The 15,222-nt window shown below is 35.2% G+C and carries 14 protein-coding genes; 1 reads left to right on the forward strand and 13 read right to left on the reverse strand.

The annotated features are described in order from the left end of the window. Positions 1-159: 159 nt before the first annotated feature. The 13 genes from LK443_RS07765 to truB all read right to left on the reverse strand — a co-directional run bounded on the left by LK443_RS07765 (position 160) and on the right by truB (position 14,099). Positions 160-978: a Fic family protein gene (locus tag LK443_RS07765; protein ID WP_227931359.1), complete on the reverse strand. Its 819-nt coding sequence runs from the start codon at positions 976-978 to the stop codon at positions 160-162. A 311-nt stretch (positions 979-1,289) separates the two neighbouring features. Beyond that, on the reverse strand, positions 1,290-3,119 hold the full coding sequence (gene lepA, locus LK443_RS07770; RefSeq protein WP_006702614.1) for a translation elongation factor 4: 1,830 nt from the start codon (positions 3,117-3,119) through the stop codon (positions 1,290-1,292). A gap of 18 nt (positions 3,120-3,137) precedes the next feature. Next, a complete protein-coding gene (mgtE, locus tag LK443_RS07775; protein ID WP_322563577.1) occupies positions 3,138-4,469 on the reverse strand; it encodes a magnesium transporter in 1,332 nt (443 codons plus the stop codon). Between the two features lie 222 nt (positions 4,470-4,691). Beyond that, complete coding sequence (dnaJ, locus tag LK443_RS07780; protein WP_322563556.1) at positions 4,692-5,864, reverse strand: molecular chaperone DnaJ; 1,173 nt, start codon at positions 5,862-5,864, stop codon at positions 4,692-4,694. 79 nt (positions 5,865-5,943) lie between these two features. Further along, positions 5,944-7,776, reverse strand: coding sequence for a molecular chaperone DnaK (gene dnaK / locus LK443_RS07785; RefSeq protein WP_227931363.1), 1,833 nt, complete (start codon positions 7,774-7,776; stop codon positions 5,944-5,946). A 39-nt stretch (positions 7,777-7,815) separates the two neighbouring features. Continuing rightward, positions 7,816-8,379 carry a nucleotide exchange factor GrpE gene (gene grpE / locus LK443_RS07790; RefSeq protein ID WP_227931364.1) on the reverse strand — a complete coding sequence of 188 codons (564 nt, stop codon included), beginning with the start codon at positions 8,377-8,379 and terminating at the stop codon, positions 7,816-7,818. Positions 8,380-8,393: 14 nt separating this feature from the next. Next, a complete protein-coding gene (hrcA, locus tag LK443_RS07795; protein WP_227931366.1) occupies positions 8,394-9,434 on the reverse strand; it encodes a heat-inducible transcriptional repressor HrcA in 1,041 nt (346 codons plus the stop codon). Between the two features lie 191 nt (positions 9,435-9,625). Then, on the reverse strand, positions 9,626-9,751 hold the full coding sequence (locus tag LK443_RS09390; protein WP_265416415.1) for a hypothetical protein: 126 nt from the start codon (positions 9,749-9,751) through the stop codon (positions 9,626-9,628). Positions 9,752-9,864: 113 nt separating this feature from the next. After that, positions 9,865-10,428: an elongation factor P gene (gene efp, locus LK443_RS07800; protein WP_006702601.1), complete on the reverse strand. Its 564-nt coding sequence runs from the start codon at positions 10,426-10,428 to the stop codon at positions 9,865-9,867. A 61-nt stretch (positions 10,429-10,489) separates the two neighbouring features. After that, on the reverse strand, positions 10,490-11,785 hold the full coding sequence (gene purB / locus LK443_RS07805) for an adenylosuccinate lyase (RefSeq protein ID WP_227931367.1): 1,296 nt from the start codon (positions 11,783-11,785) through the stop codon (positions 10,490-10,492). 11 nt (positions 11,786-11,796) lie between these two features. After that, on the reverse strand, positions 11,797-12,228 hold the full coding sequence (locus LK443_RS07810) for a GNAT family N-acetyltransferase (protein WP_227931368.1): 432 nt from the start codon (positions 12,226-12,228) through the stop codon (positions 11,797-11,799). Positions 12,229-12,239: 11 nt separating this feature from the next. Further along, positions 12,240-13,181 (reverse strand): riboflavin biosynthesis protein RibF, encoded by a 942-nt coding sequence (gene ribF, locus LK443_RS07815; RefSeq protein ID WP_227931369.1) that lies wholly within the window; start codon positions 13,179-13,181, stop codon positions 12,240-12,242. A 15-nt stretch (positions 13,182-13,196) separates the two neighbouring features. Continuing rightward, positions 13,197-14,099: a tRNA pseudouridine(55) synthase TruB gene (gene truB / locus LK443_RS07820; RefSeq protein ID WP_227932476.1), complete on the reverse strand. Its 903-nt coding sequence runs from the start codon at positions 14,097-14,099 to the stop codon at positions 13,197-13,199. A 182-nt stretch (positions 14,100-14,281) separates the two neighbouring features. Between truB and LK443_RS07825 the strand changes: the two genes are divergently transcribed. Beyond that, on the forward strand, positions 14,282-15,130 hold the full coding sequence (locus tag LK443_RS07825; protein WP_227931370.1) for a DegV family protein: 849 nt from the start codon (positions 14,282-14,284) through the stop codon (positions 15,128-15,130). Positions 15,131-15,222 lie beyond the last annotated feature (92 nt).

Consider the following 15,222-nt stretch of genomic DNA (forward strand, 5'->3'; position numbering starts at 1 on the left):
AAATAGATAATACTCCTTCTGAAATCAAAAAGCAAGAGTTATTTAAAAATATTTTTAAATAGGTGGTTCGATTTTTTCGCATAAAAAACACCGGTACTTTAAGTCCGGTGTTTTAGATAAGTTCCAAAAAACTTTATCGCTATTAGTGTATTTATATGATCACTCATGAATTCTAAGATCACGATTGGATAACGGATAATTCTCATTCAACAATAAATTTTTAAGAAATAACTCTAGATACTCCGTCGTTTCATGAATTCCTTTTGGTAAATTCGTATAATTCGCACGAAGAAGTGCATTTCTAAAATACCAAGAATGCTCTGCAAAACTCTTATTTGTCACAGTAAATCCAAGAGTTCTTAAATATTTAATAAAAAATACGGCAGTCGTTATTGTATTTCCTTCTCCAAAAATATGAATTTGCCATAATCTGGAAATAAACACCGCTAAATGATGAATGATTTCCTCCATTGTCAACCCTTTATAACTAAACTCTCTTTCTCTAGAAAAATCATAGTCAAGGGTTGCTTCTAATTCAGAAGCACTTCCGTACAAAATGGTGTCTCCATCTAGTACCCATTCTTTTTTAGTAATATTATATACTCTTATCTTACCCGCATGTGGATAAATTCCTTGAAATAATTTTCGATGAATAGAAATATACTCCTGTGGTGTAAATGAAAATGCTGTTTCAGAAAGAAGTTGAGCAATTCGAGAAGCTACTTTATCGGCTTCTTCTGTACGTTCACTTTCAGGTGAGTGTACTTCTTTTTCTTCATAATAAGAATCAATTCGGTCTAATGCTTCTTCAATCGTAATGTACCCTTCAATATTCTGAGTAGCTGTTTCGATTAAATATTGAGATGGTTTTAATCCATCGACATCTTGTAAACCAATAGCTGTACGCCATGCATAAACTTTTTTCTGTTTATCTGGCTCTGATTCTTTTAAGTATTCTTTAAATGGATCAATTTCCACCCCATCATACTCCTTTCCTAGAACTTTTACTTATTAGTATAACATTTTTTAAACCATTTATCATCTGTAGGAACGTTAATGCATGAAAACAAAAAATTTTCACAGTAGCATGAGTAAAATAAGACATTCAAACGCCAATCCATAAAAGAATGACACAATACAAATGACTTTTTACCGTAGTAGAAGTAATATAAGGCTGAATGTCTTATATTACAGGAAAACTTGAGACCTTAGGCTCAAGTTTTAGCAATGAGATTCGCTTTAGCGAAGCTGCTTGCGTCCTTTACTACAGTAAAAAGTCATTTAAAAAACTACTTTTCTTCCTCGTTAAGGTTAAGTACTGACATAAACGCTTCTTGTGGTACTTCAACGGATCCCACTTGTTTCATACGTTTCTTACCTTCTTTTTGTTTCTCTAATAACTTACGCTTACGAGAAACGTCTCCACCATAACATTTTGCCAATACGTTCTTACGTAACGCTTTAATGTTTGTACGAGATAAAATTTTGTTTCCAATTGCTGCTTGAATTGGCACTTCAAATTGTTGACGAGGAATTAATGTTCTTAATTTTTCAGTAATAGCTTTACCACGATTATAAGCAAAGTCTTTATGAACGATAATACTTAAGGCATCGACTACTTCGCCATTTAACATAATATCCATCTTCACTAGTTTGCTTTCACGATAGCCGATTAAATCATAGTCTAGTGATGCATATCCTTTTGTACTTGATTTCAATGAATCGAAGAAATCAAAAATAATTTCAGATAGAGGCATTTCATAAATCACATTAACACGATATTCATCCAAGTAATCCATTGTTACAAAAGTACCACGTTTACGTTGGCAAATATCCATTACACTTCCCACATACTCATTCGGTACCATAATAGACGCTTTTACATAAGGTTCTTGAATCGATTGAACACTTGATTGGTCTGGCATTTCAGCAGGGTTTGAAACCACTACTTCTGTTCCATCTGTTTTTTGAACATGGTAAATTACCGATGGAGCTGTTGTAATTAAGTCTAAATCAAATTCACGTTCTAAACGTTCTTGAATAACATCCATATGTAGTAATCCTAAGAAACCACAACGGAAACCAAATCCTAATGCCTGAGAAGTTTCAGCTTCAAATTGTAATGCAGCATCATTTAATTGTAATTTTTCCAATGCATCACGTAAATCATTATATTTAGAAGAATCAATTGGATACAAACCACAGTACACCATTGGATTCATTTTACGATAACCTGATAAAGGTTCGCTTGCTGGATTGTTCGCTAATGTAACCGTATCCCCTACACGCGTATCTTGAATAGTTTTAATAGAAGCGGTAATATACCCTACATCTCCAACCATTAAATAGTCACGACTTATTGGTTTTGGAGAGAAAATACCAACATCCACAACATCAAAAGTTTTCCCATTACTCATTAATTGAATTTTGTCCCCTGGTCTAACAATCCCGTTTTGAATTCGAACATTTAAGACTACCCCACGGTAAGCATCATACACTGAGTCGAAAATCAAAGCTTGTAATGGCGCTTCTAAGTCTCCAGTAGGTGCTGGAATTTTATGAACAATTTGTTCTAAAATTTCTGGAATTCCAATTCCCACTTTAGCACTGGCAAGAACGGCTTCACTTGCGTCAATCCCAATCACATCTTCAATTTCCGTGCGCACACGTTCAGGATCTGCAGCAGGTAGGTCAATTTTATTAATAACTGGAACAATTTCTAAGTCATTATCAATCGCTAAATACACATTCGCTAATGTTTGAGCTTCAATCCCTTGAGCAGCATCAACTACAAGAATTGCTCCTTCACAAGCTGCCAAGCTACGGCTCACTTCATACGTAAAGTCCACGTGCCCTGGAGTATCAATTAAGTGGAAAATATACTCTGTTCCATCATTGGCATCATACGTTAATTCCACCGCATTTAATTTAATCGTAATACCACGTTCACGTTCTAAATCCATAGAGTCTAATAATTGATCCTGCATTTCACGATCAGCAACGGTATCTGTTGCTTGTAAAATACGGTCAGCTAAAGTTGACTTTCCATGGTCAATATGCGCAATAATTGAGAAGTTTCTGATGCGCTCTTGTCGTTTTCTCATTTCTTCTAAATTCATTCATAATCTCCTTCATGTCTAAATTAATAACGGTAAAAAGACTTGTGCAATGCCTAGGAAAAAGAAAAATCCTAGAACGTCTGTTGCCGTTGTTACAAAGATGGTTGATGAAATGGCCGGGTCTAATTTCATAGCTTTTAATACTAAAGGTACAAAGAACCCAAAAATCGCTCCCACCATTAAATTCATTGCCATCGCTAAAACTACAATAATTGATAAATAAAAGTTTTGATAAGGAATATATAGCGCTAGCGCAGCTACAACTCCAGTAATAAGTCCATTCATACAGCCCAGAACAATTTCATTCCAAACATACTTTTTATCTTTTTCCAATGATAATTGTCCTAATGCAATTTCTTGAATTGCTAGAGCAAGAGTTTGAGAAGCTGAGTTTCCTCCCATTCCAGTAATAATCGGCATAGCAACCGCAAGTACAACCACTTGTTCAATCGTTGATTGGAACATACCAACAACCGCTGAAGCCATAAAGGCTGTAATTAAATTAATTAATAACCAAGGTGTCCGTTTCTTAATAGACTCAATAAATGGGCCACCAATTCTTTCTGACCCTTCAACCCCGCTAATTAAAAGCATATCTTCATGATGCTCTTCTTGAAGAACGTGGACGATATCATCAATGGTAATAATCCCAATTAAAACGCCCTTTGTACTTACTACGGGAACAACTGATAAGTCATATTTTGAAGATAGACGAGCTACTTCCTCTTGGTCTTCTTCAGGTACAACAGAAATAATATTTGTATGCATTAAATCGTGTAAACTGACATCTAATTCATTCGTAAATAAGTCACGAATATCAATCCAACCAATTAATTGATTTTGGAATGTTGTGACAAAAATCGTATGAATGACTTCTGTATTTGGAGAAATTTCTCTTAACTTCGATAAAGTTTCTTCAACGGTTAAATGTTCCTTCACAGAAATAAATTCTGTCGTCATAATCCCTCCGGCAGAATCTTGAGGATATTTTAACATCGTTTGAATTTCATCTTGAGAAGAACCCTTCATCATATTCAAATATTTTTTACGAATTCCAATTGGCAGATTTCCTAAAATATCCACGATATCGTCATTAGACATTTGTTGAAATAATAATCCTACACGTCGGAACGGTAGTTTTTCTAACATTCGAATTTGAAGTTCAGGGTCACTCACTTCCAAAATGGAAGCTAATCGTGTATTGGAAATGGTATACATGAAGTTTTTAAGCACTTCATCAGTTACTTCTTCCAATCCTAGAGCAATATCGATTGGATAATTCTGGTTGAATAATTCCCTAATTCTTTTGACATCTTTCGATTCAACCATTTGTTCAATGACTTTGGACATATCCATCATTTATCACTCCATTCTGTAAACATACTATTAGTAGTATACCATATTTTAACAATATAAAAAAAGAGATACCCTCAAGATATCTCTGTTGTTTGATAGATTATTTTACATGAAAAAGCACACGAAGAACAAAAAAGACTTCCTAAAGTAGTATGAGCAATGAGACACCAAAGGTGGCTACTGGCGTCCTATTGCTACAACGGAAAAGTCTATTCTTTACTTAAAACTGTCCTTAAACGCATCCTTCATTTTATCGAAGAAAGTTCCTTCACCCTCAACATGAGTACCCGCTTCTTTTGCGAAAATCTGCATCGCCTCACGTTGCTTATCCGTTAAATGCTTAGGCGTTACAACACGGACCGTAACATGCTGATCACCCATGCCGCCACCATGAAGTCTAGGCGCACCTTTTCCTCTTAAACGAAGAACCGTACCAGATTGAGTACCCGCAGGAACTTTTAATTTTACCTTGCCGTGAACAGTTGGTACATCCACTTCATCTCCTAATGCAGCTTGAGCAAAGTTGATTGGAAGTTCGTAGAAAATATCCGCCCCTTCACGTTCAAATGTATCACTCTTAGCAACACGGAAAATTACATATAAGTCGCCATAAGGGCCGCCATTAACTCCAGCTTCTCCTTGTCCACGTAATGGCATTTGGTTTCCATTTTCAACACCGGCTGGGACTTTCACTTTCACTTTATGCGTTTCTTCTACATGTTTGTGCCCATGACAAGTTTCACATTTTTCTTTGATTTCTTGACCAGTACCACCACAGACATCACACGTTGTTTGAGACATCATTCTACCAAATGGTGTTGCTCTTTCAACATTAATCACACCTGCGCCATGACATTTCGAACAAGTTACTGGATCTGTACCAGGTTTTGCACCCGAACCATGACAAGTTTCACATTCTGCATTACGATGGTAATGGATCACTTCTTCCTTACCAAAAATCGCTTCTTCAAATGTTAAGTCCATGACATATTGTAAATCTGCGCCTTGACGTGGCATATTGGCACGATTTCCACGACGAGCACCGCCGCCACCAAAGAAAGTATCGAAAATATCTTCGAATCCACCTGTGTAACTTCCAGAGAATCCTTGACCTCCGAATCCACCAAAGCCTCCAAAACCTCCACCAGAAAATCCAGAGTTTGGATCATAGGAAGCATGCCCATATTGATCATACGCAGCACGTTTTTGACTATCACTTAAAATTTCATAAGCTTCTGCTATTTCTTTAAATTTTTCTTCCGCTCCAGCTTCTTTATTAATATCTGGATGGTATTGTTTGGATAATTTACGATAAGCTCGTTTTATATCTGCATCAGAGGCATCTTTGGAGACTCCGAGTACTTCATATAAATCACGTTTTGCCACCATCATCCCTCCTTATCATATCATTCTACAAAAGAGCGAGTGGAAGAATTTCTCCCACTCTTATTTGCTCTATATTGCTATATTAGTCTTTTACTTCTTCAAAGTCAGCATCTACTACGCCATCTTGTGATTGAGAGCTTGCTTGTTCAGCACCTGCTCCTTGAGCTGCTTGGCTAGCTGCTGCTGCTTGTTCATATAATTTTACTGATAAGTTTTGAACAACTTCATTTAAAGCGTCACGTTTAGCTTTCATTGCTTCTAAGTCATTTGCTTCTACAGCTGCTTTTAATTCATCACGAGCTGTTTCAGCTTTCTTAACATCTTCAGCATCTACTTTGCCTTCTAAGTCTTTCAATGTTTTATCTACAGTGAAGATTAATTGATCCACTTCATTACGTAAATCTACTTCTTCTTTACGTTTTTTATCTGCTTCAGCATTAGCTTCAGCATCTTTTACCATGCGTTCGATTTCTTCGTCTGATAAACCTGATGAAGATTTAATTGTGATTGTTTGTTCTTTTCCAGTACCTAAGTCTTTTGCACGAACATTTACAATACCGTTTTTATCAATATCAAATGTTACTTCGATTTGTGGCACACCACGAGGTGCAGCTGGGATATCTGTTAATTGGAAGCGACCTAAAGTTTTATTGTCTGCCGCCATTGGACGTTCCCCTTGTAATACGTGAACATCTACTGCTGGTTGGTTATCTGCTGCTGTTGAGAACACTTGTGATTTGCTTGTTGGAATTGTTGTATTACGATCGATTAATTTAGTAAATACACCACCCATTGTTTCAATTCCTAATGATAATGGAGTTACGTCTAATAATACGATATCTTTCACATCACCTGAGATAACTCCACCTTGGATTGCAGCACCCATAGCTACTACTTCGTCAGGATTTACTGATTTGTTTGGTTCTTTACCAGTTTCTTTACGAACAGCTTCTACAACTGCTGGAATACGAGTTGATCCACCAACTAAGATTACTTGGTCGATTTCACTTGCTGATAATCCAGCATCGCTTAATGCACGACGAACTGGTTCTTTTGTACGTTCTACTAAATCTAATGTTAATTGGTCAAATTTAGCACGTGTTAATGTTACTTCTAAGTGTAATGGTCCAGCTTCACCAGCAGTGATGAATGGTAAGCTGATTTGTGTTGAAGTAACACCTGATAAATCTTTTTTAGCTTTTTCAGCTGCATCTTTCAAACGTTGCATTGCCATTTTATCTTGTGATAAATCAATTCCATTATCACGTTTAAATTCAGCAACTAAGAATTCAATAATTTTATTATCGAAATCATCTCCACCTAAGTGGTTGTCTCCTGCTGTTGATAATACGTCGAATACGCCGTCTCCTAATTCTAAGATAGATACGTCAAATGTACCACCACCAAGGTCAAATACTAAGATTTTTTCTTCGTGGTCTACTTTATCTAAACCATATGCTAAAGCTGCTGCAGTTGGTTCGTTAACGATACGTTCTACTTCTAAACCAGCGATACGTCCTGCATCTTTAGTGGCTTGACGTTGAGCATCATTGAAGTAAGCTGGTACAGTAATAACTGCTTTTTCAACTTTTTCTCCTAAATATTCTTCAGCATAGCCTTTTAAGTATTGTAAGATCATTGCTGAAATTTCTTGTGGTGTATATTGTTTTCCTTCGATTTCAACTTTATGAGAAGCATCTCCCATATAACGTTTAATAGAGGAAATTGTATTTAAATTTGTTACAGCTTGACGTTTTGCAACTTCCCCTACTTGAATTTCACCATTTTTGAACGCTACAACTGATGGTGTTGTACGATTTCCTTCTGGATTTGGAATAATTTTAGCTTCATTTCCTTCTAATACAGCAACTGCTGAGTTTGTAGTTCCTAAGTCAATACCAATAATTTTACTCATAATTGTTACACTCCTATAATTTATAATTTTTTACTTGGCTTATTGAGAGACGATAACCATCGCTGGTCTTAATACACGATCTTTCAATACATAGCCTTTTTGAAACACTTGAACAACGACATCACTTTCTTGTCCTTCTTCAGCTGGAACAGCTTGAACAGCGTGATGTTTATTTGGGTCAAATGGTTGATTTAATGCTTCGATTTCTTCAATGCCTTCTTCTTTTAGGGCATATAAGAAACCTTCATATACCATTTCGACTCCTTTTTTCAGATTTTTCGCTTCTTCTGATTCACTAGGTGAAGCAATCGCTCTTTCTAGATTATCAATCACATTCAATAAGTTTTGTGCTAAAGATTGACTACGATACTTTGCTGCATCTTGTCGCTCTTTTGCATTTCGCTTTTGAATATTCGCAATTTCTGCAGATAAGCGATATACTTGGTCATTTAATTGAGAAATTTCTTGTTGTAATTTTTCTTCAACAGAAAGTTCAACTTCTTCGGTTTCTTCGACAGTTTCTTCAAACTCTTCTACTTCAGGAGATTTCTCTTCTTCTACTTCTTGAGTTTGTTGAACGTCTTTTTCTTCATTTGTTTCCAAGCTTCCATCTCCTTTTATAAGTTTCTATAATATTGCTCCATTGTTGTTGTGAGCTCTTCTTGTAATCCTTTGACAATTGATAGAACATTCGAATACGGCATATTTTTAGGTCCTAATAAAGCGATGATTCCTTTATCGTGTTTTGGAGTTTCATAGCTTGCTGTAATAATACTAAATTCTCCTAATAATGGGTCGTTCATCTCAGATCCTAAACGAATTTGGATATCTCGGTTAGAAGGCATCACTAATTCGTGCATCTTTGATTGGTCATCCATTAATCGATAAATTTCTTTTAAATGATGGACATCGGCATGTGAGTCGAAGTAATTTAATAAATATCTTCTTCCTGCAACATGGAGTCTATCTTGTTCAAATTGGTTCATCATATCTTGAATCACTTTGACAATTTGAATTTGAGAATTCATATATCGATTCATTAAAGCTGGTAAATCAGTCTTCAAACGTTGGAGAACAGTTTCTAGTGGCAAGCCAATCAATTCCTCATTGATCATTCGAACGACTTTATCTAAGTCGGAATCATCAATCGCACTTGGAATCGAGTACACTTTATTTTCAACTAAACCATTGCTCATGACTAAAATTGCCATTACTTGGTTTAACCCTAGTCGAACGAGTCGAAATCCAGATAATGTAGCACTCCTTACTGCGGGTCCGATGGAAATCGTTGTGTAATTCGTCAGCGTCGACAATATATCTGCCGAAACTTTAAAGACATCTTGAATTTCCATGGTCGATTGCTGGAAAGTTTCACGGATTTGATTTCGAATGCTTAATGAAACAGGACTGTTCTGAACAGGTAAAATATTATCTAAATAATATCGATACCCTTGATTCGATGGAACTCGTCCTGAAGAGGAATGATTTTTTTCAAGGTATCCCATCTCTTCTAGCTTCATCATTTCATTTCGAATGGTTGCAGAACTTACTGCTAAACCCGTATGCTGCATCAACTTTTTTGATCCAACTGGTTCTAATGTTTCCGTATATAGTTGAATAATCGATTGTAAGATTAGCAATTGTCTATCGGTTAACATTTTGGTCACCTCTCTTTAGCACTTGACTAAGACGAGTGCTAACCACATGTATAATTTATCATATTGGTCAAAGTAAGTCAATAATAAAACACTCGGTCTTTAGTCTGATTTTAAAAATATTTTTGTTATAGAAAAAAGGCTATGTATCGGGATTTCTCCTTTACATAACCTAAAAATATTAAAAATTTTGACTAATAGATGTAGTAGCAAGGTCGCAAGAAGCCAGCTAAAGCTGTCTCATTGATAAAAAACTTATTTTCTACTACATATCCTAATCTTGAATCAACAAGCGTTCCACCCTTTACTGCAATTTTCATCTCTATCACCTCTTGTTCACTTTTTGCTAGTGTAACATAGGATGGTAGAAATGGAAACAAAAGCGTATCAAAAAAACAGTTTGCTCTCGCAAACTGTTTCTTCTCTTTATTCATTATTTAGTTGCACGACGTACGTATGTACCTTCTGAAGTGTTTACTTCTAAGTACTCGCCAGCTTCGATGAAGTCTGGAACGTTTACGACTAATCCTGTTTCCATTGTTGCTGGTTTACCAGAACCTGTAACAGTAGCACCTTTAATTGATGGTTGAGTTTCAGTTACTTGTAATACAACTGTTGAAGGTAATGAAACCCCAATTACTTCTGTTCCGTAGAATTGGATTTTAACTTCCATGTTTTCCAAAATGTATTTCAATTCGTTTTCGATTGTTTCTTCTGGAATTTCATACTGTTCATAGCTTTCTAAGTCCATGAATACACCAACATTATCTTGGCTGTATAAGTATTGAACGTCTTTTGTATCGATGTGAGCACGTTCTACTTTTTCATCAGGTCTCATTGTAGTATCAACTGTTGATCCATTACGAACGTCACGGATTTTCATACGCATTACAGTATTTCCTTTACCTGGTTTGTGGTGGCTGATTTCCAACACTTTAATTAATTTTCCATCAAGAATGAAAGTCATTCCTGCTTTTAAATCACTTACGTTAATCATGTTAACTCTCCTTCGTATTTTGTTTACTATACGTTTATACCATATTTTTTAGAAAAATGCACTAGTCAAGTCCAACTCTGTGGAAAATTTCATCAACTTGTCGAATATGATAGTGATAATCAAAGGCCTCATTCAATTCTTCAGCTGTTAAATGGGACATTATTTCTTCGTGGTTTTCAATAATTTCTCTAAATGAACGTTGTTCATCCCACGCTAAGGCTGTACATGGTTGTACTAAGTCATAAGCTTTTTCACGGCTTAATCCTTTATCAATTAATTTTAATAGAACACGTTGGCTATAAATTAATCCAAATGTTGCATCCATGTTTTTAAGCATACGATCAGGGAATACCGTTAAGTTTTTTACAATATTACCAAAACGATTTAACATATAATTTAATAAAATCGTGCTATCTGGAATAATGATACGTTCTGCAGAAGAATGCGAAATATCTCGTTCATGCCATAAGTTGACATTTTCATACGCTGTTATCATATGTCCACGAATCACTCTTGATAAGCCAGCCATATTTTCTGAACCGATTGGGTTTCTCTTATGAGGCATTGCAGAAGAACCTTTTTGACCTTTTGCGAAAAATTCTTCAACTTCACGTGTTTCTGATTTTTGCAAGCCACGAATTTCTGTAGCGAATTTTTCAATACTCGTTGCAATTAAAGCGATTGTTGAAATATAGTCCGCATGTAAATCTCTCGATAAAATTTGTGTTGAAATTTCTTGTGGCCGAATTTGTAACTTCTCACAAACATATGCTTCTACTGAAGTTGGAATATTGGCAAAAGTTCCAACGGCTCCACTAATTTTACCAGCTTCTACGCCCTGAGCAGCACGTTCAAATCGTTCGATATTCCGTTTCATTTCTGAATACCATAATGCAAGCTTCAACCCAAAAGTCGTTGGCTCTGCATGTACCCCATGCGTTCTTCCCATACATACAGTATATTTATGTTCAAGCGCTTTTTGTTGGACAATCTCTAAGAAACGTCTTAAGTCTTTTCGTAAAATATCATTCGTTTGCTTTAATTGATAGCCATAGGCAGTATCGACAACATCTGTACTTGTTAGACCATAATGAACCCATTTACGTTCTTCCCCTAACGTTTCACTCACAGCACGAGTAAAGGCTACAACGTCGTGTCTTGTTTCTTCTTCAATTTCTAAAATTCTTTCCACTGAAAAACTAGCATTATCACGAATTTTTTGAACATCTTCTTTAGGAATCTCTCCTAACTCTGCCCATGCTTCGCAAGCTAAAATCTCAACTTCTAACCAACAACGATAACGATTTTCATCTGACCAAATATTGGCCATTTCCGGTCTTGTGTAACGAGTAATCATACAAATGCCTCCTATTTTAAAATCATATCTATATGTTCAATTCCAACTAGCTGATAAGGTGGTGACCAAACTTCAAAGCCTAATGATTCGTAAAACTGTTGTAAATACGTTTGTGCATGAATCATAATCGGCTGATCAACATACCATTCCTGACAAATTTCTATCGCTCTTTCTATCAGAGCTCTTCCTTTTCCTTGTTTACGATGAGCTTCATCCACAATGACACGTCCAACATGAGCTCCATCTACTTCTTGGAAGATTCGTAAATAAGCAATTACTTTACCAGTTTCATCTGTTTCGAATAAATGCCACGCTCGTTTATCAATCTCATCTATTTCTTGATAATTTAATTGTTGTTCAACCATAAAGGTTTGAATTCTTGCTTTATAAATTTCAATAACTTCATTTTTCGATAATTCGTCAAAATTTTTCAAGTACCACATATTTAACCTCATTATTTTTCAAAATATTTTTTAGTATTTACTTCATCTTCTTTTAATTGTGCAATAAGTGCTTCTAATCCATCGAATTTTAATTCGTCTCGTAAATAATGCAACCATTTTACTCTTACTGAGAATTCATAAATATCTCTTTGGAAATCTAAAATATAAACTTCAATTGTAATTTTCGTTACATCATTAAACGTTGGATTCACTCCAATCGAAGCCATCGCAGGATACCACTTATCTTCTACTTGAATTTCTACTATGTAAACTCCCTTTTTTAATAAATAAGTGTCCGTTGAAACATCAATATTCGCTGTTGGAAATCCTAATAAGGCACTCCCACGTCCAAAACCATGAACCACTTTTCCAATCATCGTATATTCATAGCCTAATAGTGCATTTGCTTCTTCGATTTGACCGGTTTCTAAATATTGTCGAATAGCGGTTGAACCAATCTTTTGCTCTTCAGTTTGTTGTTCTGAGATTGTTACAATCGAGAATCTTTCTTTTGCATATGTCGGTAATAATTCCATATTGGCAATATCTTTTTTCCCATAAGTATAATCAAATCCAGCTACAACTGCTACAGCATTTAGCCCAACTATGTATTGATCAACAAATTCTTGAGGACTTAATGAAGCAAATTCTTTTGTAAAATCAATAACGTAAAAAATATCTACACCAAATTCTTCTAATAACTCTACCTTTCTTTCAAAGGGTGATAGATATTGTAATTCGTCTGGATCTGCTCCTTGGACGATAATGGAAGGATGATGGTCAAATGACATTAATGCTAATTTAACGCCTAGTTCTTGAGCTTGTTCCTTTGCTTGTTGAATCACTTTCTGATGCCCTAAATGAATCCCATCAAAAAATCCAAGTGCTAACACAATCGGTTCTTGAACAATTTGAGAAGACTGATAAGGATGGGTGATTTTTATAATTTGCATGTTATCTCTCTTTCTTTAAAACATTTTAATCGGTTTTAATAGTCCTTTTTTCTCAGGATGAGGTCCGTATAAGGCTATTAATTCACCTTCAATATAAAAAGTTGAAGGTTCTATCACTTGAGGTAATTCTGCTGTTGTTAAAATGGCTCCATTTTTCACTTTTGTAACGAATTCTTCACTCACATCCACTCTAGGATATGTTTCAAATACTTCTTCTAAAGGTCGAAGGATGGATGAAGCTTGATGTTGTTCTACTAAAGCCTCTAATTGTGATAATGTCACACATTGTTCTGACATAAATGGGCCACTTTTAATACGAGTTAATTGCGACATATGAGAAGGTACTCCTAATTTTTCTCCTAAATCAACAGCTAATGTACGAACATAAGTCCCTTTACTACAGCTAACTTCAAAGGTCCATTTTTGTGTTTTCGTCGCTTCATCATATTCAGGAGTCGAAGTACGTTTAAACTCGTATATATTCACTTTTCTTTCTGGACGTTCAACGGATTCTCCTTTTCGAGCATATTCGTATAGTCTTTTACCATTAACTTTCACAGCAGAATACATTGGAGGAATTTGAGTAATTTCTCCTTGAAAAGTTTCCATCATAGCATCAATTTGATTAATGGTAAATGGAGTCATTATCGCTTCTTGTTTCACAATTTCTCCATGAGCATCTTCTGTTGCAGTAGCAATCCCTAAACAAATCTCTCCTTGATAGACTTTATTAGATTCTAATAAATACTCTACCACTTTTGTTGCTTTTCCAACACAAATTGGCAAAACACCATCTACTTCTGGATCTAAAGTACCTGAATGACCTACTTTTTTCGTTTGTAATAAGCGTCTCACTTTAAAGACACAGTCGAATGAAGTCATCCCTTTTTCTTTCCATAATGGTAAAATTCCGTCCATTGTTTTCTTCCTTTTTCCATAAATTTTACTTAATAACTTATCATATTTTATCATAGATTTTCTTAAAAAAAAACAAATCCTATGCTGGAACGCATCTCTTATCTTAGTAAAAAATATTATGCTAGGTGTTTTGTAAAAAATATGCTATGATAGAAATATATTAAGTTAAAAGGAGTGACAACATGTCTCGTATAATCATAGTGACAGATTCAACTGCTGATTTAACCGAACAAGAAATCCAAGATTTCAATATCCATGTAGTTCCATTAAATATTACCATTCAAGAAGAACATTATTTAGACGGTGAAACTATTACAAAAGAAGAATTCAAAAATAAAATGATTGCAAGTTCTGAATTACCAATGACTGCTCAACCTTCCATTGGTCGTTTTGTAGAACTGTATGACAAATTAGGAAAAGACGGTTCTGAAATTATTTCTATTCACTTAATGAATTCGATTAGTGGAACTGTTAATGCTGCAAGACAAGCAGCAGATCTTACGGAATCAACTGTAACGGTTGTTGATTCAGACTTCACTTCTCGTTCAATGGGAATCATTGTTCGTGAAGCTGCGAAAGCTGCCAAAGAAGGCAAAAGTGTTGAAGAAATTTTAGAAGTTATTGAAAGTACTCGTCAACGTACAAAATTATATTTAACCGTTTTAAACCTAGATAATTTAATTAAAGGTGGTCGTATTAGTCGTGTCATGGGAGCTTTCTCTAATTTATTAAACATCAAACTATTTTTAGAAGTAATTAATGGTAAAATTGAGATTGTTCAAAAAGGGAGAGGTTTAAAGTCTCTTCAGAAGAAATATGATGAAGTTTTTGAGGAAATGAAAGCTTGCCCTAATGGTATCCAAGAAATTGGCATTATGCATGCTGGATTGAATGAGTTTAATCAATCTCAAATTGATACATTACGTGAGTTATTCCCTGATGCTAAACTTACAATTGTAATGACTTCACCAATTATTATGAGCCATACAGGTGTAGATGCAATGGCGGTTACTTACCTAGAGAAAAAATAAATCTTTAATAGACTTCCTTAATAGTAGTATTAGGACCTTACAGGTCTCTTGCCTGCTACTATAGGAAGTCTTTTTCAATAAAATAAGACAAA

The sequence above is a fragment of the Granulicatella elegans genome (genome assembly GCF_020735385.1).
GTDB classification, from domain to species: domain Bacteria; phylum Bacillota; class Bacilli; order Lactobacillales; family Aerococcaceae; genus Granulicatella; species Granulicatella elegans_B.